16 protein-coding genes and 1 tRNA gene are annotated in these 26042 nt (G+C 68.9%); 7 read left to right on the top strand and 10 right to left on the bottom strand.

All coding sequences use genetic code 11. The features are described 5' to 3' along the window. The first annotated feature begins 120 nt into the window (after positions 1 to 120). The gene (locus ACT3CF_RS01150; protein ID WP_478419886.1) at positions 121 to 5889 is read left to right on the top strand and encodes an alpha-2-macroglobulin family protein; all 5769 of its coding nucleotides are present in this window, start codon (positions 121 to 123) and stop codon (positions 5887 to 5889) included. Positions 5890 to 6038: 149 nt separating this feature from the next. Then, positions 6039 to 8114, top strand: a complete 2076-nt coding sequence (pbpC, locus tag ACT3CF_RS01145; RefSeq protein ID WP_478421306.1) for a penicillin-binding protein 1C — start codon at positions 6039 to 6041, stop codon at positions 8112 to 8114. A 131-nt stretch (positions 8115 to 8245) separates the two neighbouring features. Here the strand turns inward: pbpC and ACT3CF_RS01140 are convergent, their stop codons facing one another. Together ACT3CF_RS01140 and ACT3CF_RS01135 are read right to left on the bottom strand one after the other, a co-directional pair. Further along, the gene (locus tag ACT3CF_RS01140; RefSeq protein ID WP_478419885.1) at positions 8246 to 8767 is read right to left on the bottom strand and encodes an RcnB family protein; all 522 of its coding nucleotides are present in this window, start codon (positions 8765 to 8767) and stop codon (positions 8246 to 8248) included. A gap of 144 nt (positions 8768 to 8911) precedes the next feature. Continuing rightward, positions 8912 to 9391 carry an outer membrane protein assembly factor BamE gene (locus ACT3CF_RS01135; RefSeq protein ID WP_478419884.1) on the bottom strand — a complete coding sequence of 160 codons (480 nt, stop codon included), beginning with the start codon at positions 9389 to 9391 and terminating at the stop codon, positions 8912 to 8914. A 118-nt stretch (positions 9392 to 9509) separates the two neighbouring features. Here ACT3CF_RS01135 and ACT3CF_RS01130 point away from each other — a divergent pair, with 118 nt between their 5' ends. Together ACT3CF_RS01130 and ACT3CF_RS01125 are read left to right on the top strand one after the other, a co-directional pair. Continuing rightward, positions 9510 to 10022, top strand: a complete 513-nt coding sequence (locus ACT3CF_RS01130) for a ubiquinol-cytochrome C chaperone family protein (RefSeq protein WP_478419883.1) — start codon at positions 9510 to 9512, stop codon at positions 10020 to 10022. After that, positions 10019 to 10546, top strand: a complete 528-nt coding sequence (locus ACT3CF_RS01125) for a YceD family protein (RefSeq protein ID WP_478419882.1) — start codon at positions 10019 to 10021, stop codon at positions 10544 to 10546. Before ACT3CF_RS01130 ends, ACT3CF_RS01125 begins: the two co-directional genes overlap by 4 nt. A 121-nt stretch (positions 10547 to 10667) precedes the next feature. On the opposite strand, the gene ACT3CF_RS01120 is transcribed toward ACT3CF_RS01125, so the two are convergent. Then, the gene (locus tag ACT3CF_RS01120; protein WP_478419881.1) at positions 10668 to 11321 is read right to left on the bottom strand and encodes a TetR/AcrR family transcriptional regulator; all 654 of its coding nucleotides are present in this window, start codon (positions 11319 to 11321) and stop codon (positions 10668 to 10670) included. Between the two features lie 119 nt (positions 11322 to 11440). On the opposite strand from ACT3CF_RS01120, the gene ACT3CF_RS01115 reads away from it, so the two are divergent. Both ACT3CF_RS01115 and ACT3CF_RS01110 read left to right on the top strand, forming a co-directional pair. Next, complete coding sequence (locus ACT3CF_RS01115; RefSeq protein WP_478419880.1) at positions 11441 to 13690, top strand: TonB-dependent receptor; 2250 nt, start codon at positions 11441 to 11443, stop codon at positions 13688 to 13690. 133 nt (positions 13691 to 13823) lie between these two features. After that, positions 13824 to 15107, top strand: a complete 1284-nt coding sequence (locus tag ACT3CF_RS01110; RefSeq protein ID WP_478419879.1) for a spinster family MFS transporter — start codon at positions 13824 to 13826, stop codon at positions 15105 to 15107. Between the two features lie 30 nt (positions 15108 to 15137). Here the strand turns inward: ACT3CF_RS01110 and ACT3CF_RS01105 are convergent, their stop codons facing one another. The 7 genes from ACT3CF_RS01105 to ACT3CF_RS01075 all read right to left on the bottom strand — a co-directional run bounded on the left by ACT3CF_RS01105 (position 15138) and on the right by ACT3CF_RS01075 (position 25430). Then, the gene (locus ACT3CF_RS01105; RefSeq protein WP_478419878.1) at positions 15138 to 16706 is read right to left on the bottom strand and encodes a peptide chain release factor 3; all 1569 of its coding nucleotides are present in this window, start codon (positions 16704 to 16706) and stop codon (positions 15138 to 15140) included. Positions 16707 to 16838: 132 nt separating this feature from the next. Beyond that, the gene (locus ACT3CF_RS01100; RefSeq protein ID WP_478419877.1) at positions 16839 to 19106 is read right to left on the bottom strand and encodes a hypothetical protein; all 2268 of its coding nucleotides are present in this window, start codon (positions 19104 to 19106) and stop codon (positions 16839 to 16841) included. A 144-nt stretch (positions 19107 to 19250) separates the two neighbouring features. Then, positions 19251 to 19985 carry an SDR family NAD(P)-dependent oxidoreductase gene (locus ACT3CF_RS01095; protein ID WP_478419875.1) on the bottom strand — a complete coding sequence of 245 codons (735 nt, stop codon included), beginning with the start codon at positions 19983 to 19985 and terminating at the stop codon, positions 19251 to 19253. An 82-nt stretch (positions 19986 to 20067) separates the two neighbouring features. Next, positions 20068 to 22446 carry a phenylalanine--tRNA ligase subunit beta gene (pheT, locus tag ACT3CF_RS01090; RefSeq protein WP_478419874.1) on the bottom strand — a complete coding sequence of 793 codons (2379 nt, stop codon included), beginning with the start codon at positions 22444 to 22446 and terminating at the stop codon, positions 20068 to 20070. Further along, complete coding sequence (gene pheS, locus ACT3CF_RS01085; RefSeq protein ID WP_478419873.1) at positions 22443 to 23534, bottom strand: phenylalanine--tRNA ligase subunit alpha; 1092 nt, start codon at positions 23532 to 23534, stop codon at positions 22443 to 22445. The genes pheT and pheS overlap by 4 nt, the downstream gene beginning before the upstream one ends. A 166-nt stretch (positions 23535 to 23700) precedes the next feature. After that, positions 23701 to 24399 (bottom strand): RlmE family RNA methyltransferase, encoded by a 699-nt coding sequence (locus ACT3CF_RS01080; protein ID WP_478419872.1) that lies wholly within the window; start codon positions 24397 to 24399, stop codon positions 23701 to 23703. Then, positions 24396 to 25430, bottom strand: coding sequence for a Ppx/GppA phosphatase family protein (locus ACT3CF_RS01075; protein ID WP_478419871.1), 1035 nt, complete (start codon positions 25428 to 25430; stop codon positions 24396 to 24398). Before ACT3CF_RS01075 ends, ACT3CF_RS01080 begins: the two co-directional genes overlap by 4 nt. 193 nt (positions 25431 to 25623) lie before the next feature. Here ACT3CF_RS01075 and ACT3CF_RS01070 point away from each other — a divergent pair. Continuing rightward, a tRNA-Gln gene (locus ACT3CF_RS01070) sits at positions 25624 to 25697 on the top strand. The last annotated feature ends 345 nt before the right edge of the window (positions 25698 to 26042 follow it).

The following is a 26042-nucleotide window of genomic DNA, read 5'->3' as shown; positions in this document are numbered from 1 at the left end:
CTGGAAGTGGAACAGCGCCTTGTCGTGCCAGTTTGCTTCATTTCGGATCAATCAGGTTGTGGATTGGCCGAATTTGGGACGCAGGCTAAGGTGAAGCGGTTCGCAGTTGGGGAGTTCGGCTTGAAACGCGCATTCAGGATCGCGGCGCTGGCGTTGATCGCAGCACCGCTGGGCGCCCTTGCGGCATTCGGCAACGGCGGGCCGCAGGTCGAACTGGCGACGCCGGGCATCGGCAACGGCGCCATCGAACGTTTCACACTTAGGTTCAGCCAGCCGATGGTCCCGCTTGGCGATCCGCGCGCCGCTGCGCCGGTCGACGTCAAATGCCCAGTCGGCGGCACGGGCCGCTGGGCCGACCAGAACACCTATGTCCACGAATTCGCGAGCCCGCTTCCGGGCGGCGTCACCTGTACCTTCACGCTCAGGGAAAAGCTGAAGACGCTGGCCGGCTATGCAATCGACGGCCAGCGCAGCTTCACCGTCGACAGCGGCGGCCCCGTCGCGCGCGCGGTGCTGCCGAGCCGCTATGGCGGTGAGATCGAGGAGGACCAGACCTTCCTCGTCGCCGCCAACCTCGCGCCCGATCCGGCCTCGGTTGCCGCCAACGCCTATTGCGCGGTCGAAGGGCTGGGCGAGAAGATCCCGGTGGACGTCCTCCCCGCGGACGTTCCGGCCAAGGTGCTTTCCGGCCTGGGCACCGATCGTTGGGTAGTGCGCAGCTTCCTCGAGGACGCTGGGCTTCCCCAGGCGCTTCCTGCCGACGCCGCCACCCGCACGAAGGCCACGGCGAGCATCGTCGCACTCAAGTGCCGGCGCCCGCTCCCCGCCGGGCGCGATGTCGCGCTGGTGTGGGGCAAGGCCATCCGGAGTGCCTCCGGACGACTGGCGGGCGCCGACCAGCGCTTCGACTTCACCGTCCGCAAACCCTTCACCGCACGCTTCGAATGCGCCCGTGTCAATCCGCAGGCGGGGTGCAGCCCCGTGCAAGAAGCCTGGGTCCGCTTTTCCGCACCGATCGCGCGCGCGCAGGCCGAGGCGATCCGGCTCCGCACGGCCGACGGCAAGGAGATCGCGCCCACCCTGTCCGATGAGGACAAGCGCCGCGCCACCATTGCCGATATCAAGTTCAAGGCGCCGCTTCCGCCGTCGACCACGGCGCGGCTGACGCTGCCGGCAAACGTCACCGACGAGAGCGGTCGTCCGCTCAGCAATGCGGAACGCTTCCCGCTAGAGGTGCGCATCGACGAAGCACCGCCACTCGTGAAGTTCGCCGCCAATTTCGGCATCCTCGAGCTGAAGGAGGGCGGCGTGCTGCCGCTCACCGTCCGCAGCGTCGAGGAAAATCTCGGCGGCAAGCAGATGGCGGTCGGCGGGCAGAGCCTGAAGGTCGATGGCGGCGACGGCGAGGTCGCCAAGTGGCTGCGCGCCGTCGAGGATGCCGCCGAGACCAAGACCGACGAGGTCAAGCGCGCGGGGAAGACGATCCGCATCAACCAGACCGGTGCCAAACCGCTGCTGACCCCGGCCAGCGGCAAGCCGTTCCAGGTCGCACTGCCCGGCAAGGGCAAGGCATTCGAGGTGATCGGCGTACCGCTCACCCGTCCCGGCTTCTACGTCGTCGAACTGGCGAGCCCGCGACTCGGCGAGGCGTTGCTCGGCCGCAAGGCACCGCGCTACGTCGCCTCGGCGGCGCTCGTCACCAACATGACGGTGCACTTCAAATGGGGCCGCGACGCCTCGCTGGTCTGGGTGACGGCGCTCGACAGCGGCAAGGGCGTCGGCGGCGCCGAAGTGCGCGTCACCGACAGTTGCACCGGCGAACTGCTCGCCCGCGGCACGACCGACGCGTCGGGCCGGCTGGGCGTTCCCAGGGGGCTGCCGCAACCCGAAACCTATGGCAGTTGCGACAATGGCGGTGCGTCGCCGCTGATGGTCTCGGCCCGGAGCGGTGACGATTTCAGCTTCACGCTGACCAGCTGGGGCGAGGGCATCCGCCCCTATGATTTCGACCTGCCCTATGGCTGGCAGGAACAGAAGCAGCTGTTCCACACCGTGTTCGACCGCGCGCTCGTCCGCCAGGGCGAAACGGTGCACATGAAGCACATCGTGCGCCAGCCGATTGCGCGGGGCTTTTCTGCATCGCCGGCCTTCACCGGAACGTTGCGCCTGTCGCACCGGGGGTCGGACACGGTGTTCGACCTGCCGCTGACGATCGACGCCAACGGCATCGGCGAGACGAGCTGGACGGTCCCGCAAGGCGCCGAGATGGGCGATTACGACCTCCGCGTCGTGATCAAGAAGAACGGCGAGGAAGAGACGATCTGGACGAACCAGTCGGTCCGGGTCGACGAATACAAGCTTCCCACGATGAAGGCGTCGGTGGCCGGCCCCAAGGATCCGGCGGTGCGCCCGACGACGTTGCCGCTCGACCTGTTCGTCGGATATCTGTCGGGCGGCGGCGCGGCAAACCTGCCGGTCGAGCTGCGCATCGGCTATTTCGAAGGGCTCCAGACACCCGACGGCTATGAAAGCTACAGCTTCGGCGGACGCGCGCTGAGCGAGGGGTTGCGCGCACTCAACGGCGATTCGGAAACCGACGAGGAAAGCGCGAAGCTCCCGCCGACGCAGACCTTGCCGGTGACGCTGGGCGCCGACGGCAGCGGCCGGACCTCGGTCGACGTACCGCAGACGCTCGACCAGCCGACCAACATGCTCGTCGAGATGGATTATCAGGACGCCAACGGCGAAATCCTGACGGCCTCGCGGCGCATCCCGATCTTTCCGTCGGCGGTGCAACTGGGGATCAAGACCGACGGCTGGCTGATGAAGCAGGACGATCTTCGCCTGCGCTTCGTCGCCCTCGACACGGCCGGGCACCCGATCGCCAATCAAAAGGTCTCGGTCGAGCTGTTCAGCCGCGAAATCCTCACCGCGCGGCGCCGGCTGATCGGCGGCTTCTATGCCTATGACAACCAGATGAAGACGACGCGCCTCGGCGCGACGTGCAACGCCACCACCGACGCGCAAGGCCTGGCGAGCTGCAAGCTCGCACCCGGCGTGTCGGGAGAGGTCTATGCGGTCGCGACGACCAAGGACGCCAACGGCAATGTCGCCCGCGCGACGCGTTCGGTATGGGTCGTCGGCGAGGACGAATGGTGGTTCGGCGGCGACAATGGCGACCGGATGGACGTCATTCCCGAAAAGCTGGAATACAAGGCCGGCGAAACCGCGCGCTTCCAGGTACGAATGCCGTTCCGAAGCGCAACCGCACTCGTTACGGTCGAGCGGGAAGGCGTGCTCTCCAGCTTCGTCACCACGCTTTCGGGCAAGGATCCGGTGATCGAAGTTCCGATGCCGGGCGACTATGCCCCCGACGTCTATGTTTCGGTCATGGCGGTGCGGGGGCGGGTGTCCGGCTGGTCGAGCTGGGGCGCCAATCTCGCGCGCGAATGGGGGCTCGATTTCTTCTCCAAGGATGGCGGCAAGCCGACGGCGACCGTCGATCTTGCGAAGCCTGCCTATCGCATGGGCATCGCCAAGGTGAAGGTCGGCTGGGAAGGTCATCGGCTCGGTGTGGCGGTCAAGGCTGATCGCGAACGCTATGCCGCACGCGACGTGGCGCAGGTCGACGTCGCCGTCCGCCGCCCCGACGGCAGCCCGGCCGCCTCGGCCGACGTCGCGTTCGTTGCCGTCGACGAGGCCCTGCTCCAGCTCGCACCCAACGACAGCTGGGACGTGCTGGCGGCGATGATGGGCGAACGCCCGATCTCGGTGCTGACGTCGACTGCGCAAACGCAGGTGGTCGGCAAGCGCCATTATGGGCGCAAGGCGGTCGAGGCCGGCGGCGGGGGCGGCGGCGGCGACCTCTCCGGCCTCAATCGCGAGAATTTCAAGCCGGTGCTGCTGTGGAAAGGCAAGGTTGCACTCGACGGCAACGGCCACGCGCGTGTCGCCGTGCCGTTGTCGGACGCGTTGACCGCGTTCAAGCTGGTTGCGATCGCCACCGACGGTGAACAATTGTTCGGCACCGGGCAGGCAACGATCCGCGCCGCGCAGGATCTCAGCATCTATCCGGGCGTGCCGCAGATCGTGCGCACGGGCGACAATTTCGGCGCCATGTTCACGCTGCGGAACGGCTCGGCCAAGCCGATGCGCGTCACGGCGAGCGTCGCGCTCGAACCCGCCGTGGCAACGGGCCGGCCGCTGACGGTCGAGATTCCGGCGGGCGGGGCCGTTCCGGTGACCTGGAATCTCACCGCCCCGGCACAGCCGGGCACGCTGCGCTGGACGGTGAGCGCGCGTGCCGAGGACGGCACCCGTGCCACCGATCGGGTGACCGTCGCACAGACGGTCATCCCGGCGGTTCCGGTCGAAACCTGGGCGGCGACGCTGCTCCGCGTCGGCGATGCGACCAGCCTGCCGATCGCGCCGCCCGCCGGCGCGTTGCCTGGACTCGGCTCGGTCGATGTGCAACTCACCGATTCGCTCGCGCCGCCGCTCCAGGGGGTGCGCGATTTCATGGCGGCTTACCCCTACAACTGTCTTGAACAGCGGACCTCGCGCGCGATCGCGCTTGGCGACGTCGCCCTTTGGAACGGCATCGCCGGTGACCTGCCGGCCTATCAGGACGGCGAGGGGTTGCTGCGCTATTTCCCCGGCGACTGGCCGGGATCGGAGGCGCTCACCGCCTATATCCTCTCGGTCAGTGCCGAGGCCGGGCTCCCGCTTCCAGACGGTCCCCGCGCCAAGATGATCGACGCGATGAAGGCCGTACTCGACGGGCGGCTGCGCCACGAAGATTATGGTGATGTCCGGCTCCAGCGCGTCGCCGCCTTCGCAGCACTCGCACGGCAGGGCGTGGCGAGCGCGTCGATGCTCGGCCAGATCGGCCTCGCGCCGGCCGAAATGCCGACGTCGACGCTTGCCGATTATGCGATGGCGCTCGGCCGCGTGAACGGCCTTGCCAACGGCGCGGCGCTGCGCGCGGAGGTGGACAAGGTTCTGCGGACACGGCTGGTTTATGAGGGAACGCGCATCGACCTGAGCGACAAGGGCCGCATGCCGTGGTGGCTGATGGCCTCGGACGACGAGGCGGCGATCAAGGCCGTGCTCGCGGTGCTCGGCCGCCCCGGCTGGCAGGACGATGCCGCCAAGATGATGGTCGGCGTGGCCGCCCGTCAACGCCGCGGCGCCTGGGGTACCACGACCGCCAACGCTTGGGGCACGCTCGCGGCGCGGCGGTTCCAGACGCTCTACCCGGCCACGGCGATCGCCGGCGTCACGACGGCTTCGTTCGGCGGTACCAGCATCAGCCGTGCCTGGCCGCTGATGGCACCGCAGCGGCTGTTCAGCCTGCCGCTGCCCACGGCGCAAACGCCGCTTCTGCTCCGCCAGGCCGGCGGCGCCGGTCCCTGGGCATTCGTCCAGGTAAAGGCGGCGGTACCGCTCACCCAGCCGCTGATGGCCGGGTATCGCGTTTCGAAGACGGTCGAGGCGGTGCAGGCCGCGGCGGCGGGACGCTATACGCGCGGCGACGTGCTCAAGGTGACGATCCGCGTCGAGGCATCGGCCGAACGGAACTGGGTGGTGATCGACGATCCGATCCCCAGCGGCGCGACCGTGATGGGGGGCCTGGGCGGCCAGTCGCAGATGCTGGCCGACAAGGGCGGCGCCGAGGGTGACGCGACACCGAGCTGGACCGAGGCGAGCGGCGGTTCGTGGCGCGGCTATTATGGCTGGATGCCGCGCGGCAGCTTCACCGTCTCCTATGTCGTGCGGCTCAACGCCGCCGGCCGCTTCAGCCTGCCGGCGACGCGCGTGGAGGCGATGTACGCGCCGGAAATCCGTGCGCAGTTGCCCAATCAGCCGATGGTGGTCGCCGAACGGTGATCCCATCACGGCTGCGGGCGCTGATCGCGCGAATCGACGCCTTTCCGCAGGCGATCGGCGACTGGTTCGGACGCGAACGTGCCGCCTGGCGTGAACAGGGCTGGCGCGCGGTGTTCACGCCGACGCGGATCGTATGGGGCGGCGGCACGATGCTCGCGACCAGCTATGCCGCACTCTGGTGGGCGACGCTGCCGCCGACGCTGCCTAGCTATGTCACCGTGCGACGGCAATGGCAGCCGTCCGAGAGCTGGCTCTACGATCGCCAGGGACGGCTGATCGACAGCGTCCGGGTCGATTACAAGGCACGCCGGCTCGGCTGGACGCCGCTCGAGGGCGTAGCGCCCGTCGCACGCGACACGATCGTCGCCGCCGAGGACCGACGCTTCCGCAGCCATGGCGGGATCGACTGGTGGTCACTCGCCGGGGTGCTGCGCGATCGACTCGCAGGGCGGCACGTCCGCGGCGCGTCGACGCTGTCGATGCAGGTCGCTGCGTATCTTGCGCCCGAACTGGCGCAGCCCGGACGGCGCAGCTTCTGGGACAAGCTGCGCCAGATGCGGGCCGCGGCCGAGCTCGAACAGAATTGGAGCAAGGACGAGATCCTCGAGGCCTATCTCAACCTCGCCGGCTTTCGCGGCGAGGCGCAGGGGATCGGCGCGGCCGCACTGGGGCTGTTCGGCAAGACGCCCGCGACGCTCGGCCGCGACGATGCGCTGCTGCTCGCCGCGCTGCTTCCCAACCCCGGCGCGCCCGCCGGCATGGTGGCGCGACGCGCCTGTGCGCTCGCGCGCGAACACGATTGCAGCCATCTCGCTGCCGCTGCGGCGTCGATGCTCGGCCCGGCGCGCAGCCTTGCGCTCGACCCCGGCCTCGCGCCACACTTGGCCGCCGCGCTGTTGACGCGGCCGGGAATGCGCGTGCGTACCACGCTCGACATCGGCGTTCAGCGCGCCGCCGTCGCCGCGCTCCGTCGCCAGCTACAGGGGCTGGGCGGCACGCGCGCCCGCGACGGCGCGGTGGTTGCGATGGACAATGCGACCGGCGATATCCTCGCCTATGTCGGCGGGATCGGCGGCGAGTCGACCGCGCCGGCCGTCGACGGCGCCAGCGCCTATCGCCAGGCGGGATCGACGCTGAAGCCCTTTCTCTACGCGCTCGCGATCGAGAAGGGCTATCTGACCCCGGCCTCGATCCTCGACGATTCGCCGGTTGAACTCGACACGGCATCGGGGCTCTACGTCCCGCAGAATTACGACCGCGCGTTCAAGGGACCGGTCTCGGCGCGAATGGCGTTGGCCGGCTCGCTCAATGTCCCCGCGGTGCGCACGCTGCTGCTGACGGGCGTCGAGCGCTTCCGCGACCGGCTATGGGATACCGGCTATCGCGGTCTGGTCGAGGACGGCGACTATTACGGCTATTCGCTGGCGCTGGGTTCGGCCGAAGTGACGCTCGTCGAGCAGGTCGCCGCCTATCGAAGCCTCGCGATGGGCGGACGCTGGTCGCCCGCCCGGCTGACGCTCGACGCGCCGCACGATGCGCCGAGAGCGACGACCACACCTCAGGCGGCATGGATCGTCGCCGACATGCTCGCCGACCCCAATGCGCGGGCGGGCACGTTCGGGGTCGATTCGGCGCTTCGCCTGCCCTTCTGGGCAGCGGTGAAGACCGGCACCTCCAAGGCGATGCGCGACAATTGGTGCATCGGCTTCTCGGACCGGTTCACCGTGGGCGTCTGGGTCGGCAATCTCGAGGGTGATCCGATGCGCGCCGTCTCGGGTACCAGCGGCGCAGCGCCGGTGTGGCGCGACATGATGCTGGCACTGCATGCCGCGCGTCCCAGCCGACCGCTGCCCATGCCGGATGGCATCGAGAGACGGACGATCCGTTTCGCAGGCGCGATCGAACAGCCGCGGCAGGAGTTTTTCCTCCGTGGAACGGCGCTCGATCTTGTCGCCGCCGCCCCTGCGGCGGCCCGGCGACCGCGCATCACCAGTCCGGTCGCCGGCAGCGTCTATGCCGTCGACCCCGATATTCCCCCCGAGCGCCAGCGGCTGGCGGTCGCCGTCTCCGGTGACGCGCGCGGCCACCGGCTTCAGCTCGATGGGCGCGAACTGGGCAGCCCCGATACCCATCCGCTGATCGTCCCCAGTCGGGGTGCACATCGGCTGCGCCTGATCGACCCGGGCGGTCGCGTGATCGACCAGTTGCTGTTCACCGTGCGCTGAGCCGCAGGGGGCGCGCGGAGCGAAGTCCGCGGCGGGACGTTATTCCACCGGTCCTTTGCCCCTTTCGGACCGTGCCGCAGGGCACCGGTCGCGCCCCATGACGCGGCGCGGCCGAACCCTGCGTCACTTGCTTACCAGTAGAAGCCGGGGATCACGCGAACGACGACCCCACGCCGCGTGTCGACCAGCACCAGGTCGCGATAGTGGCGCACCCAGACGCGGGCCGGGCCGGCGGCGGGGAGGTGATACCGCCACGGATCGACGATCACATAGCGCGGGGCATAATAGGGCGCCGCGATCCGATAGCCTGGCTGGAAGCGGGTGTAACGGAACGGCGCGCGCCAGTCGCCATGCGCGAACACGGCGCGGTTCTGGTTGCGCCAGCTGCGCCAGTCATCGTCGCGCCAGTGCCGTTCGCGATCGCGCAGATCCTCGCGGTATTCGCGCCGGGCTTCGTGCAGATCGCGACGCTCCTCGTGAATGCGGCGCGGATCGCCCGAGCGATAGGCCCGGTCGAGATCGCGACGTTCCTCGCGAATGTCGCGGCGGTCCTGACGCAGTTCTGCATTGGACTGGGCGCTTGCGGTGCTCGACAGCGCCAGGCCAGGCACCGTGACGGCAGCGATCAGCGCAGCCAGAACGATCTTCTTCATCGCTTCCCTCCTTCCAGAGCGAGCCGGCGAAGCTGCCGGCATGGCATCGAAATGGCAGGGGGCGACTGAACGCGGCGGGAACGGTCGTGTCAGCCGGCAGCAAGCTTTGTGAAGACCTCCGGCGCCGCAGCGCAGGCGTTCAGATCAGCGACCGCCGCCCTGGCCGCCGGCCCCGCCGCCCATGCCGGGCGCACCGACGGTCCCGATATTGCCGAACAGATCCTCGAAGAAACCGCGCTTGCGACCCAGCGTCGGTGTCTTCTTGCCATAGGGCTCGACCGTCGCGACCATGTCCTTGCCCATCCGATCGACGGCGATAACGCCGCCCGCATCGTTGAAGCGGATGCGCAACGTCAACTGATCGTGCAGCTTCGGGGTGTGGAAGGCGAAGTTCGCCGATTCCCGCGCCACATAATACCACTCGTTCTTGTTGAACTGCGCCTGGAAGGTCGGGTTGCCCAGCGTCTGGACGACCGATTCGCGATTATCGATCCCCGGCTGGATCGCATCGACCAGCTCCTTGTCGACGATATAGCCCTGATGCGTCCGCGTGCGCGTGCACGCGGTCGTGCCCAGGGCGACGATCAGCGCAGCAATCGCAAGCGCGCGGGCGGAAACGGCCATTAAACTCTCCAGTGCAGACGCGGGCCGGCACGCATTGCATCGCGCGCCGATCGCCTCAATATGCGGCAAAATGCGGCCAAACAAGGTCGCGTACGGTCCAGAGGAACAGATTCGGCCCATGGGATTGCTCAAGCGGCTCTTCGGAAGCCCCGATCGCGGCAGCGCACCGCAGCTTTATGCCGCCGTTGTCGCGCGCGGCCGCGAACCACATTGGTACGTCGAGGGGGCGGTTTCCGACAGCATCGACGGCCGCTTCGACATGATCGCGGCCGTTCTCGCGGTCGTGCTGCTTCGACTGGAAGGCGATCCCGCAGGCGTCGCGACGTCGACCGCACTCGCCGAGTGCTTCATCGACGACATGGATGGACAGCTGCGTGAAATCGGCATCGGCGACATCGTCGTCGGCAAGCATGTCGGCCACATGATGGGAATGCTCGGCGGCCGCCTCGACGCCTATCGCGCCGGTTTTGCGGCAGGAACGCTTGCCCCTGCGCTGGAACGCAACCTCTATCGCGGCCGTCCGCCGCTGCCGGATGCAGTCGCGCACGTCGAGCGGTCGCTGCGCGCGCTGCGTGCGACGCTCGACGCGACGCCGCTCGACATCCTTCTGAAAGGCGAACTTCCCCGATGAATCCAGAATTTTCGCGTCCGCACCGGCTCGACCAGATCGGCGCGGGCGAAAGCGAGGTGCAGATCGCCGCCGATGCGGACGAGCGCGCTGCACTCAGCCGGCGGTTCGGCCTCCAGGCGATCGACAAGCTCGATGCCACCTTTCGGCTCCGGCGCGACGCGCACAGCGTGGTGGCCCGCGGCCATGTCTCGGCGCGGCTTACCCAGCGCTGCGTCGTAACCGACGATCTGCTTCCAGCGACCGTGGAAACCGATTTCGCGATCCGCTTCGTTCCCGAGCCTGAAGCGGACGGCGACGAGGAGATCGAACTGACCGAAGACGAGTGCGACACCGTCTTTTACAGCGGCGGCACCGTCGATCTGGGCGAGGCGGCGGCCGAAACGATGGCGCTCGAGATCGATCCTTATCCGCGTAGTCCCCGCGCGGCGGCCGTCCTCCGGGAAGCCGGCGTGAAGACCGAGGAAGAGGCGGCGGCTGCAATGGGTCCGCTCGCGGGTCTGAAGGATTTGCTCGGCAAGAAGTGATCGATGCGCGCAGCGGCGCGTATCGATCGGCCGGCTTTTCCGCTCTCGAGCAGCGCCCGCCTCAGATCAGGGCGGCGCGCCCATCCCGCTGCCCTTTCCGCGCAACGCCGAAGGACACGCATTATCGCTCGATGGCGATGCCGCGTGCCAGCAATTGCGCCACCGTGTCGGCCACGACTTCCGGAGGCGTTTGCTCGTCCCAGACGCTATAGCGGAGGCCGAGGAACACGTTCATCCCCATGATCGCCCACGCATGGATCTCGCCGACATCGTCGCGCACCTCGCCGCGATCGGCCGCCGCACGGAGGCGGGCGGCAATGCGTTCGGCCGTGCTGGCATAATGCTGGCGAAAACTTTCGGCATCGACGAACTCGGCCTCGTCGATGATCCGATACAGCTCCTTCTTCGAGCGCGTGAAGCGGATGAAGGCGAGCAGCGCGGCGCGCTCCGCGTCGATCTGGTCGCGCGCATCGCGAAGCGCCGGGGCCACATGTTCGCGTACCTGGCTGCTCATGTCGCGCACCAGCGCGCGGAACACATCGTCCTTTGAATCGAAATAGGTATAGAAGCTGCCCAGTGCGACGCCCGCGCGACGCGTGATGCCGCTGATCGATCCGTCGTGAAAACCCTTTTCGCCGAACTCTGCTGCAGCGGCGTCGAGAATCGCGCGCAGCGTGCGCCGTCCGCGCGCCGTTCGCGGCTCCTTGCCTTCGCTTGCGCCGGTCGACGCCGACGGGTGCGCTGGAGCCGCGGTCGACCCGGGCCTGGCTGACATGGCTCGCTCTCTCCTGCTCGTTCTGAAGTTGAAACCCGGTTCAGGTTTCAGTATAGCGTGGTTTCAATTCTAGCAACCCGCACAAAGACGGGTCGGGAATCATGGGGAGGATCAAGGTGATGAATCGCATCATTCCGTCTGCGCGCGTGCTGCTCGTGGCGGGCGTCGCGTTGACCGCGTTCGGCGCAACGACTGCCAGGGCCCAGGATAGCACGACCGCCGCAGCACCGGCAGAAGCCGAAGCACAGGCCGCCACCGGCACCGAAGGTGAAATCGTCGTAACCGCCCGCCGGCGCGAGGAAAGCCTGATCGACGTCCCGATCTCGGTATCGGTCGTCACCGGCGACGCGCTGCTGAAAAAGGGTGCGCCGGACATCACCGCGCTTCAGGACATGACGCCGAACCTTACGCTGCAAGTCGCGCGAGGCTCCAACTCGACGATGATCGCCTTCAGCCGCGGCGTCGGCCAGCAGGATCCGCTGTGGGGCTTCGAACCCGGCGTCGCGCTTTATATCGACGACGTCTATGTCGCCCGTCCGCAGAACGCGATCCTTGACGTGTTCGACGTCGAGCGGGTCGAGGTGCTGCGCGGACCGCAAGGGACGCTTTATGGCCGCAACACGATCGGCGGCGCGATCAAGTACGTCACCAAGCGGCTGGGCAATGAATTCCACGCCACCGCCCGCGCCGCCTATGGCAGCTACAACCAGGTCGATCTGGTCGGCACGGTCACCGTGCCGCTTACCGAGACGCTGTCGGTCGGCGGCGCGATCGCCCGCTACTGGCGCGACGGCTATGGCCGCAACGTCACCACGGGCGTCGATCAGTACAACAAGGATGTGGTGGCCGGCCGCGTCTCGGCGGAATTCGCCCCGCGCGACGGCATTCTGTTCCGCGTGGCGGGGGATCGCACCGTCGATCACTCGAACCCGCGTCACGGCCACCGTCTCACCGGCAATCCGGGGCCCACGGCCGCGATCTATGCCCCGGTCGGCGACGAATATGACACGGCCGCCGGTGCAGGTGACAAGAACCGGGTGATGAGCCAGGGACTGTCCGCAACCGCCGAGATCGAGCTTTCGGACGCGCTGACGTTCAAGTCGATCACGGCCTGGCGCAACGGCAATACCGACACGATCATCGATTTCGACAACACGCCGTCGCCGACGCTCGACGTTCCCGCTTATTATCAGGACCGGCAGTTCACCCAGGAACTGCAGCTGCTCTACACCGGCAACCGTCTGCAGGGTGTGGCGGGCCTCTATTACCTCAACTCACGTGCGTCGGGGGCGTTCGACACCGTCGCCGGACTGGCGAACCTGACGATCCTCACCGCCGGCACCGTTGATACCAAGAGCTATGCCGCCTTTGGCGACCTCAGCTACGACATCACCGACTCGCTCAAGCTCGCGGTCGGGCTGCGCTATACCAAGGACGACAAGACCGGCACGGTCTACCGGCAGAACTTCACCGGCATCCGCAGCCCGCGTTTCGGCAACCCGGCGGCTGTGCCCGGCCTGCTGCGCACCAACTACACCAACAGCCGCAGCTTCGAGCAGGCGACGCCGCGTATCTCGCTCAGCTACGAGCCGCGCCAGAACCTCAACGTCTATGCAAGCTGGGGCAAGGGGTTCAAGTCGGGCGGGTTCGACATGCGCGGCGACGCGATCCTGACGCCGACCACCGTCAATGGCTATCAGCCCGAAAAGATCGATTCCTATGAAGTCGGGATGAAGGGCGCGTTCCTCGACAACCGCTTCTTCCTCAATCTTGCCGGCTATTATTCGAACTACAAGGACCAACAGGTCACGATCCAGGCGCCGGCAGCGGGCGGCGGCATCTCCAGCTTTGTCGACAATGCCGGCAAGGCGGAGATCTATGGCTTTGAGGCCGAGGCGCGGATGGTGCCCTCGCGCCACTTCTCGGCCAATCTGGTGCTGGGTTACACCCATGCCGAATACAAGAAGTTCTTCACCTATATCACCGGCGGTACCACGCCCGTCGATGTGTCGAACCAGCGCGTTTTCCAGAACACGCCGCGCTGGACGGTGAATGCCTCGGCAACCTGGTCCGAAGATCTGGCGGGAGGCACCATCGCCTTTACGCCCTCGGTGTCGATGCGCAGCGACATCTCGATGTTCGAATACGCGTCACCGCTCGATCAGGACGGCTATTTCCTTGTGGAAGCGAGCCTGAACTGGACTTCGGCGGGCGGGCGTTATCGGATCGGCGTTGCCGGCCGGAACCTGACCGACGAACGTTATCGCGTCGGCGGCTATTATTTCCCCGGTGCGCTCTATGGCAACTCGGTCATCGGCTATTACGGTCCTCCGCGCACGGTGACGGGCACGTTCGAGCTGCGGTTCTGAACCGCGCCGGATTGGTGAAAAGGGGAAGGCCGGGCGCGTCGCGTCCGGCCTTCCTGCCTTGACGCCACGACCAACCGCGCCGACCAGCAGCGGCGCGCTTCCCTATACCCGATCGCGCACAGGAGTTTGCCACATGCCGGATCCCGTCAGCGAGCGACCGACCCGCCTCCCCCCGCGCGGGCTGGTGCTGGCGATGCTGTTGCTCGTCTACACGTTCAACTTCCTCGATCGGCAGATCCTTTCCATCCTCGCCCAGCCGGTGAAGGCGGCGCTCAAGCTCGACGATGCGCAGTTGGGGATGCTGGGCGGGCTGGCATTTGCCGTGCTTTACTCGACGCTTGCGATTCCGCTGGCGATGCTTGCCGACCGGACGAGCCGGACCTGGGTGATTGCGGGTTCGTTGGCGGTTTGGAGCGGGTTTACGGTTTTGTGCGGGGTGGCGCAGAATTTCGGGCAGATGTTCCTGTTCCGCGTCGGCGTCGGGGTCGGCGAGGCGGGCGGGGTGGCGCCGAGTTACGCGTTGATTTCAGACTATTTTCCCGCAGAGCGCCGCGCCCGGGCGCTGGCGATCTATTCGCTGGGCATCCCGCTGGGCGCCGCGGCAGGCGTCCTGATGGGCGGCTATATCGCGCAAAATGTCGAGTGGCGGACCGCGTTCCTGGTCGTCGGGGCGACAGGACTTGTCGTTGCACCGCTGTTTCGTGCCGTTGTGAGGGACTTTCCGACGCCCCGGTCGGGCTCGAATCCGACCGGCGCCGAAGCCGCCCCGCCCGTCCCCGTCAGCCGCGTCTTCGCGATCCTCGCGGCCAAGCCGAGCTTCTGGCTGCTCGCCTTCGGCGCCGCCGCCGGGTCGATGTGCGGATACGGCGTCGCCTTCTGGCTGCCGAGCCTGATGCAGCGCAGCTTCGGCCTGACGCTGGTCGGCACCGGCCAGTTCATCGGCGCGCTGCTGCTGACCGGCGGCGTCGCGGGCATCCTGGCGGGCGGTACGCTGGCCGACCGGCTGGGCGCGCGCAACCGGCGCTGGTACGCGCTGCTCCCTGCGCTCTGCTATGTCGCGGGAACGCCGCTGTTCATCGCGGGCGTGCTGTCGGCGAGCTGGCCCGTCGCCTTCGCGCTGTTCCTGCTGCCCCAGGCGCTCGTCTATGTCTGGCTGGGCCCCGTGCTGACCGCCGTGCAGCACCTCGTTCCCGCCGAGCTGCGCGCGACCGCGTCGGCGAGCTTCCTGCTGATCAACAACCTGATCGGGCTGGGGCTGGGAAGCTGGGCGATCGGCGCGCTGTCGAAGGCGCTGACCCCGGACTATGGCGACGAGGCGCTGCGCTATGCGATCGCCGCCGGGCTGTGCCTGTACCTGGTCGCCGGGCTGCTGATGGCGCTGGCGAGCCGCACGCTGCGGCGCGACTGGGTGGGCTGACGCCCGCCCGGCCGGCCGCCGCCCCGACCGTCAGCGCTCGCGCGTCGCGGCGAAGCTGACCTTGGCATAGCGATCGGCGACATAGCCGACCTCCCATGCCGACTTGGCGAGGAACACGGCGTTGCCGTCGCGATCCTTGGCCATCGCGCCGCGATTGAGCTCGATGAACTCCTTGAGCGCCGCCGGATCGTCCGAGCCGATCCACCGCGCGGTGTCGTAGGGCGAGGGTTCGAGCACCGCCGCCACCTTGTATTCGGCATCGAGCCGCGAGAGCAGCACGTCGAGCTGAAGCTGGCCGACGACGCCGATGATCCAGTTCGACCCGATTTCGGGATAGAAGACCTGGATCACGCCTTCTTCCGACAGGTCGTCGAGCGCCTTGCGGAGCTGCTTGGTCTTGGTCGGATCCTTGAGCGCGACGCGACGCAGGATTTCGGGCGCGAAATTGGGCAGCCCGGTGAAGCGCACCCCGCCCTTTTCGGACAGCGTGTCGCCGACGCGCAGCGTGCCGTGGTTGGGGATGCCGATGATGTCGCCCGGAAACGCCTCGTCCGCCAGCTCGCGTTCGCGCGCGAAGAACAGGATCGGCGAGTGGATCGCGATCGGCTTGCCATGCCCCGTCGGCGTCAGCTTCATGCCGCGCCTGAACGTCCCCGAGCACAGCCGCATGAACGCGATGCGGTCGCGGTGATTGGGGTCCATGTTCGCCTGGACCTTGAACACGAAGCCCGTCACCTCGTCGCGGGTTGGTTCGACCGGCGCGGGTTCGGCGGGCAGCGCGTGCGGCGGCGGCGCGAATTCGGCGATCGCCGCGATCAGCGAATCGACGCCGAACTCCTTGAGCGCCGAGCCGAAATAGACCGGCGTCATGTCGCCGTGACGATAGGCCTCGGCATCGAATTCGGGATAGCCCGCCTGGGCGAGTTCGACATCCTCGCGCAGCTTGGCGAGATTGTCGGGCGAGACGATCGCATCGAGCTGCGGATCGTCGAGCCCGGTGGTCTGGATCACCTTGCCCTGGAACTCGCGGCTGTCGCCCTCGGGCAGCAGCAGGCGCTTGGTGGCGAGGTCGTAGATGCCCTCGAACGTGCCGCCCATGCCCACCGGCCAGGTCATCGGCACGACGTCGAGCGCGAGCAGGTCGGCCACCTCGTCGAGCGTCGCGAACACCTCGCGGCCCTCGCGGTCGACCTTGTTGACGAAGGTGATGATCGGCACGTTGCGCAGGCGGCAGACCTCGAACAGCTTGCGCGTCTGGCTTTCGATGCCCTTGGCGACGTCGATCACCATCACCGCCGAGTCCACTGCGGTCAGCGTGCGATAAGTGTCCTCCGAGAAGTCCTCGTGGCCCGGCGTGTCGAGCAGGTTGAAGGTGATGCCGTCGCGTTCGAAGGTCATCACCGAGCTGGTGACCGAGATGCCGCGCTGCTGCTCGATCTTCATCCAGTCCGAGCGCGCGCGCCGCGCCTGGCCCCGCGCCTTGACCTCGCCCGCGAGATGGATCGCGCCGCCGAACAGCAACAGCTTTTCGGTGAGCGTGGTCTTGCCCGCGTCAGGGTGCGAGATGATGGCGAAGGTACGACGATCGGAGGGGGTCATGCGCTTTTTCGGACCGGAAGGATGGATTGGCGCGCAGCCTTAGTGGCGGTGCGGGCGGAAGGCCAGCACGGACTATCGCGGGAGGCGCGGGCGGGAGGCGCGGGCCAGCGTCCCGCGACCGCGCCCGGCCGGTCAGAACAGCGGCGCGCGCAGCGTGAGCCGGACGGTGCGCCCCTGGGGATCGAGGCTGGCAGGGAGCAGCGCGAACGGCGTCGGCCGGTCGGGGAAGCGGACGCGCGGGCGCGCATCGAGCAGGTTCTCGACCGCGAGCGACAGGCGCCATGCCGGCGCGCGCCGCGCGGCGCCCGCGCCGCCGCGCAACTGGACGAAGCCGGTGAAATTGACGCGCCACGGATTGTCGTAGCGGCCCGGCGCGCCGCCGCCCTGACCCAGCAACTGCGTCCCGCTGCGCCAGCTCGTGTCGAGATTGGCGCCGAAGCCGCGCCCGGCCAGCCCCGCCTGGATCGACAGGCTGCGCCCCGAATCGCCGCCGCCCGCGCCGAGCTGGGCACTGGCGAGGTCGACCGGCGCCAGCCCGTCGCGCAGCACCAGCCGGCTGCGCAGCGTCCATTGGTGCGTGACCCCCAGATCCCAGTGGAGCGGCTGGCGCACCGCCGCCGACGGCGCCGAGGCGGGTGCGGCGGGTGCGGCGAAATCGCCCGAGGCGTGGAGGCTGACCCCGATCCGCCCGCTGTCCTGGCTGCGCGCGTTGAGCGGACGCGTGTCGAACGCGACCAGCCGCCCCGCAGCGTCGCGCACGAAGCGTTCGGGAAAGGCGCGTTCGGTGATGAGGTCGAGCGTCGGCGTCCACACCGGATCGGTGACGCGGTTGGCGTCGTAATTGGCGGCGAGCATCCACTGGCTCTTGCCCAGCCGCGGGCGCAGCGCGACGCGCAGGCTGGTGCTGCGCAGGCTCGACGCGACGAGCGCGGGGTTGCCGCCCGACACGCGGCGGATGCGGACATCCTGCTGCCGCGCCGGATCGAACACCGCGACATCCGATTCGACGAGCAGCGGCGCGACCGGGCCGCCGATCCCGGCGGCGGCGACGTTGCGCGTCCATTCGAACGACAGCAGCGCGACCGGCGACCAGTTGACCGAGGTGGTGTAGCCGAGCAGCCAGTCGCTGCCGGTCGAGCGATCGACGCCGAGCTGGCCCATCACCGACAGGTCGCCGAGCAGCCCCGGTCCCTGGCTGCGGCTGTGGAGCGGCACGAGCACGCCCGCCTGCCCCTGAAGCGCCGAACGGCCCGAGGCGAGGCGCAGCGCCTGGGCGGTGCCCGTGCCGGTGCGCTGGATCGAGCGGTTGCCGGTGACGCCGAGATTGAGCGTGAGGTTCGCCTGATTGCCCGCGATCCGGAACAGCGGGCTGCTCCCCAGCGCGAACACGCGCAGGCCGTATCCCTGTGACCGCGCGCCGCCCGGCGGCGCCGCGCCGCCCGCCGCCGGATCGCTGTCGCTGCGCCCGGTATTGACGTTGCCGCTGACCATCAGCGACCAGAAACGCTGTCCGGCATTGCCCGAAAGCTGGGCCGAGAGATCGAGATTTTCGCCGGCGCTGCGCTGAACCGCCGCCCCGGGCGCCACCGTGCGACGGTTGCGATAGAGGCCCGCGCCGACCGACAGGTTGAGATTGACGTCGTCGAGCGGCTCGGCATGGCCGAACTGAAGCTGGGCACGCTCGCCCGCGCCGATCAGGCTGGTGCGCGCGGTGGTGCCGGGCGGTGCGAGCGCGAGCGTCGCCGGATCGAAACGATCGCCGAAGCGCAGCCCGCCGGTGCGCGCCAGCGTCAGCGCGCCGTTGTCGCGCCGTTCGCCGCGGATCGATGCGAGGCGCAGCGTCGCCTCCTGCGTATCGGCGTCGCCGTGGAGCGTGGCGGCGGCGCGCGCCTCGACCGTTCCCGAGCGGAACTGTTTCCGGAGCACCAGATTGACGACGGGTTCGTTGCCGCCGAAGCCGCGCTGCGCGCCCGCCGCGGGGGGCAGCACCTCGATCCGGTCGATCGCTTCGGGCGGGAGCGCGAGGATGTCGCCGATCCCGCCGAGCCGCCGCCCGTTGACGATCACCGGCGGCGAATCGCGGCCGATCCGCTGGCGCACGCGGGCGAGCACCTCGCCCACCGAATCGGCGCCGAAGGTGGCGACATCGTCGGCGCTGAGCACGTCCTGCGGCGGCGGATCGGCGGGCGTGCGGCGGCCGACGACGACGATCTCGCCGCCCGCGGCATCGGGCGCGGCGCCGACCGACTGGGCGGCGGCGGGCGGCGCGTCGGCGGGGCGAGGATCGGCGGGGGGAACCGGCGTGGGCGCGGGTGCGGGCGGCGTCGACTGCGCCATCGCGGCCGGGGGCACCCCCGTCGCGGCGAGCGCCGCCCCGATCGTCCAAACGCAGCCGCCCATCCCCTCTCCCCCACGCTGTTTCGCGTGTTGCGCGGAGCCCGGCGGTCCCGCGGCGAGGAGTATTGCGAAATCGGCGGATTTACCAAGGCTTATCTTTGCCGGGGCGGGGCGCGCCTTGCCGTGGCGGCGCCCCGTCCGGGCCGATCAGCCTTCGCGGTGGACCGCGAAACCGTTGAACGCCTGGTTCACCGGCATGAGTTCGAGCGTGTTGATGTTGAGGTGCGGCGGCAGCGTCGCGACCCAGAGCAGCGTGTCGGCGATGTCGTCCGCCGTCATCGGGTTGACGCCGGCATAGAGCTGATCCGACGCCGCCTGGCTGCCGGTGCGGACGAGCGTGAACTCGGTCTCGACCATCCCCGGCTCGATCGAGGTGACGCGGACGCCGGTGCCGAGCAGGTCGGCGCGCAGATTGAGGCTGAACTGGCGGACGAACGCCTTGGTCGCGCCATAGGTGTTGCCGCCGGGATAGGGATAGGTGGCGGCGACCGACGACAGGTTGATGATCGCGCCGCGCCGTTCGATCAGCATCGGCAGCAGCCGGTGCGTGATCGAGACCAGCGCGGTGACGTTGGTGTCGATCATCGTCTTCCAGTTTTCGAGGCTGCTCGCCTGGGCCGGCTCGGTGCCGCGCGCGAGGCCGGCATTGTTGATGAGCAGGTCGATCGCCGCGAACGGCGCGGGGAGCGTGGCGAGCGCGGCGTCGCGCGCGGCCTCGTCGCGGATGTCGAAGGCGAGCGTGTGGACGCGCTCACCGGCAAGGCGCGCCAGCCGGTCGGCCCGGCGGCCGGTGGCGACGACGTGCCAGCCGGCATCGGCAAAGGCACGGACGGCGGCTTCGCCGATCCCGGCGGTGGCGCCGGTGATGAGAACGGTGGGCATGGGACGCGGACTCCTTTGCGGATCGGACGGCAGGGCGCCGCACCGCCGCCCCCGAAGCGGGGACGACGGTGCGCGGAACGCCTCAGCCGCGCAGCGTGGCGCCGAGCTTGGCGGCGGCGGCGACGACCTTGTCGGCGACGGCCTTGAGATCGGCGTCGGTGAAGCTTTTTTCACCCGGCTGCAGCGTGACTTCGACCGCGAGGCTCTTCTGCCCCTCGGGCACGCCCGCGCCGGTGAAGACGTCGAACAGCCGGGCATCGACGATCGCGCCCTTGTCCGCGCCCTTGACGATGCGCACCAGGTCGCCCGCCGGCAACGCGGCGGGGACGAGGAACGCGAAGTCGCGCGTCACCGCCTGCAGCGCCGGGGGGGTGAAGGCGGGGCGGGTGAAGCCGGTCGCCTTCTTCGCGGGCAGCGCGTCGAGATAGAGCTCCACCGCCGCGACCGCGCCGTCGAGGTCGAATGCCTTGAGCACCGAAGGGTGGACCATGCCGAAGCCGGCGAGGACGTTCTTCGGCCCGAGGCGCAGCGTCGCCGACTGGCCGGGATGGTAGGCGGCGCCCGCCTCGCCCATCACCTGGAGATTGGCGACCGGGGCGCCCGCGGCCTCGAGCAGCGCCAGCGCCTCGGCCTTGGCGTCGAACGCGGTGAAGGGCTGGGCCTTGCCGGCCTGCCAGCCGCGCGGGGCCTTGAAGCCCGCGAGCACGACGCCGAGGGTCAGGCGCTCCTTGTCCGCCAGATAGCGACGGCCGACCTCGAACAGGCGGACGCTGGTGGCGCCGCGCTTGAGGTTGCGCTCCGCCGCCGCGAGCAGCCCCGGCAGCAGCGAGGGGCGCATGACCTTCATGTCCTCGCTGATCGGGTTGGCGAGCGTCCAGGCGCCGCCGCCGAACACCGCCGCCTGGGCTTCGGGGAGGAAGCTCCAGGTGATCGCCTCGTGGAGCCCGCGCGCGGCAGCGGTGCGGCGCATCCGGCGCTCGAGCTTCTGCTCGGGCGTGGCGGTGGGGGTCGCGACGCCGGGGGTGCGGGGCAGCGGGACCGACGGCACGTTGTCGATGCCGGCGATGCGGATCACTTCCTCGACGATGTCGGCCGGGCCGTCGACGTCGCGGCGCCAGCTCGGCGCGGTGACGTTCCAGTCGGCGTCGACCGCGAAGCCGAGCCCTTCGAGGATCGCGCGCTGACGGTCCGCCGCGACGGCGAGGCCGCCGAGCGTCTCCGCCAGATTCGGATCATAGCCGACGACCGCGCCGACCCTGGGCGGGGTGCCGCTGCGGGTCACTTCGCTCGGCGTGCCGCCGCACAGCGCCAGCACGAGCCGGGTGGCGATCGCCAGACCCTCGTCGAGGAACGCAGGATCGACGCCGCGCTCGAAGCGGGTGCGCGCATCGCTGGTCAGCAGCAGCTTCTGGCCGGTGCGGGCGATATGCTCGGGGTCGAAATAGGCGCATTCGATCAGCACGTCGGTCGTCTCGTCCGAACAGCCCGAATGCTCGCCGCCCATGATGCCGCCGATGTCGTGGACGGCCGTATCGTCGGCGATCACGGTCATCGAGTCGGTGAGGCTGTAGGTCTTGCCGTTCAGCGCCAGCACGGTCTCGCCGTCCTTCGCCTTGCGCGCGACCAGCCCGCCGGAGAGCTTCGCCATGTCGTAGACGTGGAGCGGACGGCCGAGCCCGAACATCACGAAGTTGGTGATGTCGACCAGCGCCGAGATGGGCTTCTGCCCCACTGCCTTGAGGCGCTGCTGGAGCCAGTCGGGCGACGGCCCGTTCTTCACGCCGCGCACGATCTGGCCGTAAAAGGCCGGGCAGCCTGCGGTATCGTCGGTGCGCACGTCCGGACCCGCGCCCTGCGGCACGATCGCCGGCAGCTCCGCCACCACCGCCTCGAGCGGCTTGAGCGTGCCGAGGCCCGCCGCGGCGAGATCGCGCGCAATGCCGCGCACGCCCATGCAGTCCTGGCGATTGGGCGTGATCGAGACGTCGATGACGGGATCGTCGAGGCCCGCATAGTCCGCAAAGGCCGTGCCGACCGGCGCATCCGCCGGCAGCTCGATGATGCCGTCATGGTCGTCGCCGAGCTCCAGCTCGCGGGTCGAGCACATCATGCCGTTCGATTCGATGCCGCGCACCGCCGCGACCTTGAGCGTCATGCCGTTGGCCGGCACCACCGCGCCGGGGAGCCCCAGCACGCCGACCAGCCCCGCCCGCGCGTTCGGCGCGCCGCAGACGACCTGCAACGGCCCCTCGCCGAAATCGACGCTGAGCACCTGCAGCTTGTCCGCCTGCGGGTGACGCTCGGCGGTGAGCACGCGGGCGACACGGAAGCCCTTCAGCCGTTCGGCGGGGTTCTCGACGCCTTCGACCTCGAGGCCGACATGCGTCAGCGCCTCGAGGATCTCGGTGAGCGACGCCTGGGTGTCCAGATGCTCCTTGAGCCAAGAGAGGGTGAACTTCATGCGCCGACTCCCCCGCTGAGCGTGGGTACGTCGAGCGCCGAGAAGCCGTAATGCCTGAGCCAGCGCAGATCGCCGTCGAAGAAGGCGCGCAAGTCGTCCATCCCATATTTGAGCATCGCCAGCCGGTCGACGCCGGTGCCGAAGGCGAAGCCCTGCCATTCGTTCGGATCGAGCCCGCAGGCCTCGATCACTCGCCGGTGCACCATGCCGCTGCCCAGCACTTCCATCCAGCCGCCGCCGGGCGCGTCGCCGCTGCCGCCGATCACGCGCTTGCCGTCCTTCCAGGTGAAGCCGACATCGACTTCGGCCGAAGGCTCGGTGAAGGGGAAATAGCTGGGGCGCAGGCGCAGCACGATATCGTCGCGCTCGAAGAAGGCCTTGAGGAAGGTCTCCAGCGTCCACTTCAGGTGACCCAGCGTGATGCCCTTGTCGATCACCAGGCCTTCGATCTGGTGGAACATCGGCGTGTGCGTCGCGTCCGAATCCGAACGATAGACGCGGCCCGGCGCGATGATGCGGATCGGGGGCTTCTGGCTCGTCATCGTGCGGATCTGCACCGGCGAGGTATGCGTGCGCAGCACCATCGGCCGCTCATGCTCGCCGGCGATGTAGAAAGTGTCGTGCATCGCGCGCGCCGGATGCGTCTCCGGAATGTTGAGCGCGGTGAAATTGTGCCAGTCGTCCTCGACCTCGGGACCGGAGGCGACGGTGAAGCCCAGATCGGCGAAGATCTCGGCCAGCTCGTCCATCACCTGGGAAACGGGGTGGACCGAGCCGGGCGCGACGCCGTCGACCGGCAGCGTCATGTCGAGCGTCTCGCTGGCGAGGCGCGCGTCGAGCGCGGCCTGTTCGAGCGCCGCCTTGCGCGCGGCCAGCGCCTCGGTCACCGCCTCGCGCAGCCCGTGGATGCGCGGCCCCTGCACCTGGCGCTCGTCGGCGCTCATGCCGCCCAGCGTCTTGAGCAGACCGGTGATCGCCCCCTGCTTGCCGAGCGCCTGAACGCGCACCGCCTCGAGCGCGTCGAGCGCCCCGGCGGCGTCGATCGCGGCGAGAAGATCGCTGCGCAGTTGATCGAGATCGCTACTCACTGTTCCTCCGTCCTTCCCGGCCCCGCGCGGGAAACGATGATGGCCCGCCGGCGCGGCGCGGTTGCGGCCATGCCCCGGCCCGCCGTGATGGCGCGGCGTTCGCCCTGCCCGTACCGGCTGCGCAAGCCCCGGATCAACCCCCCGCTTGGCCGCGGGTGGGACAGGATCAGCCGGTTTCGCCCGGCACGTCCGGCGACGGTTCGGCGCGGCCCTTGAACCCCTGTGCCACGACATACCATTCGACCGAGCCCTTGCGGCTGGCGGGCGGCTTGGCATGCTTCACCGTCGCGAAATTGCGCTTCATTTCGGCGACCAGCGTCGAATCGGCACCGCCCGCGAACACCTTGGCGACGAAATCGCCGCCGGGAACGAGCGTGCGCACCGCGAAATCGAGCGCGGTTTCGACCAGCGCCATCGTGCGCAGCGCATCGGTCTGCGGATGGCCGACCGTGTTCGCCGCCATGTCCGACACGATCAGGTCGGGCGCGCCGCCGAGTGATTCGATCAGCCGGTCGGGCGCGGCATCGTCCATGAAATCCATCTGGAGGATCACCGCACCCTCGATCGGATCGACGGGCAGCAGGTCGATGCCGACCACCGCCGCCTGCGGCAGCCGCCGCCGGACCACCTGCGTCCAGCCGCCGGGCGCGATGCCCAGATCGACGATGCGCTTCTTGCCGCGCAGGAAGCCGAACTTCTCGTCAAGCTCGATCAGCTTGTACGCCGCGCGGCTGCGATAGCCCTCGGCCTTGGCGCGACGCACATAGGGGTCGTTGAGCTGGCGTTCGAGCCAGCGCGTCGATTGTGCGGTGCGCCCGCGCGCGGTCCGCACGCGGACATGGCCGCCCCCGCCGCCGCGGCTCACAGCGTGTTCCCGCTGATGAGGCGGCGCAAAATGCCTTCACGAATACCGCGGTCGGCGATGCCGAGCCGTTCGGCGGGCCAAAGATCCAAGATCGTCTCCAGAATTGCGCAGCCCGCCACCACCAGATCGGCGCGTTCCGAACCGATACAGGGCACCTGGCTGCGTTCGGCCATGCTGAGCCCGGACAGCCGCTGGCTGACCGCGCGCATGGCGGCGGTGGGAATGATGAGGCCGTCGATCGCCGAACGGTCATAGGCCGGCAGGCCGAGATGGACGCTGGCAAGCGTGGTGACGGTGCCGCTGGTGCCGAGCAGCCGCGGCGTTCCCCGCGGCGGCCGCAGCCGCGCGGCAAAGGGTGCGAAGCTGGCGGCGACGCGCGCGCGCATTTCGGCATAGATCGCCGCGCCGCGTTCGGCGCCGTCGGCAAGCCCCACCGCCTCGGTAAGCGACACCACGCCCCAGGGCGCGCTGTGCCAGTCGAGCACGCGCGGCACCGGCGACCGCGAATCGATCAGGACCAGTTCGGTCGAGCCGCCGCCGATGTCGAACACGAGCGCCGGGCCGTCGCCGGGTTCGAGCAGCGCGTGGCAGCCGAGCACCGCCAGCCGCGCCTCTTCCTCGGCGCTGATGATGTCGAGCGCGATGCCGGTTTCGCGATAGACGCGCTGGATGAACTCCGGCCCGTTCGCCGCCTGTCGGCACGCCTCGGTCGCGACCGAGCGGGCGAGCGCGACATGGCGGCGCCTGAGCTTGTCGGCGCAGACGCGCAGCGCGGCGATCGTGCGTTCGATCGCGGCATCGGACAGGCGGCCGGTGGTGGCGAGCCCCTCTCCCAGCCGGACGATGCGCGAAAAGGCGTCGATGACGGCAAAGCCGCTCCCCTGGGGCCGCGCGATGAGCAGGCGACAATTGTTGGTGCCGAGATCGAGCGCGGCATAGTGCCGCGCCTCGGGCCAGCGCGTCTGCGGCTGGCGTGCCTGGGGCGGTCTGGGAACGGGGCGGGAAGCGCCGTTGTTCCGCCCGCGGGGCATTCTGGCGGAGCCATCCCCCATCGCTACAACTCACTCGATTCGATTGTTCTATCTATATCCGCCACAAAGGTTTGAACGCCTTCGCCCGGTGCTTGGTCGCGAGGCTAGCGCAGCCCCGCCGACAGGGCAAGGCACAGGCATCAAATCCCCCGTTGACAGACCCGACCGGGCCGCCTATCTGGCGCGCCTCCGATGCCCCGTCGTCTAAAGGTAAGACTACGGACTCTGACTCCGTCAATTGAGGTTCGAATCCTCACGGGGCATCCAGCTTTCCGGTATTATGGCGCAATTGCACCGGACTCCAAGGTGCTGAATCTGCGTTATTTTGTCCGCTATGGGCATCACAAACACTCGGCTGAACCTTGAGAACCAAGTCGCTCGCTACAAGGGCGAACGCGACGCCACTGCCGCACAGGTAGTGAGGATCGAAGCATCGATAGAATCGCTGCCGGCCCCCAAGGATCGTGTCGCGCACCTCGACAGCCTCATCACTGCCGCCGAACGACTTGTCCGGGAGAGCCAGCCCGACTGATCTGCCGACGCCGTTAAGCCGCTTCGGAAGACCGATCGAGATTCCCCTAGTCGCGTCTTGTTCTCGCACGAGCGGAGTGT

This window comes from Sphingomonas chlorellae (assembly GCF_056485145.1).
This window is presented reverse-complemented; position numbering and strand designations above follow the sequence as displayed.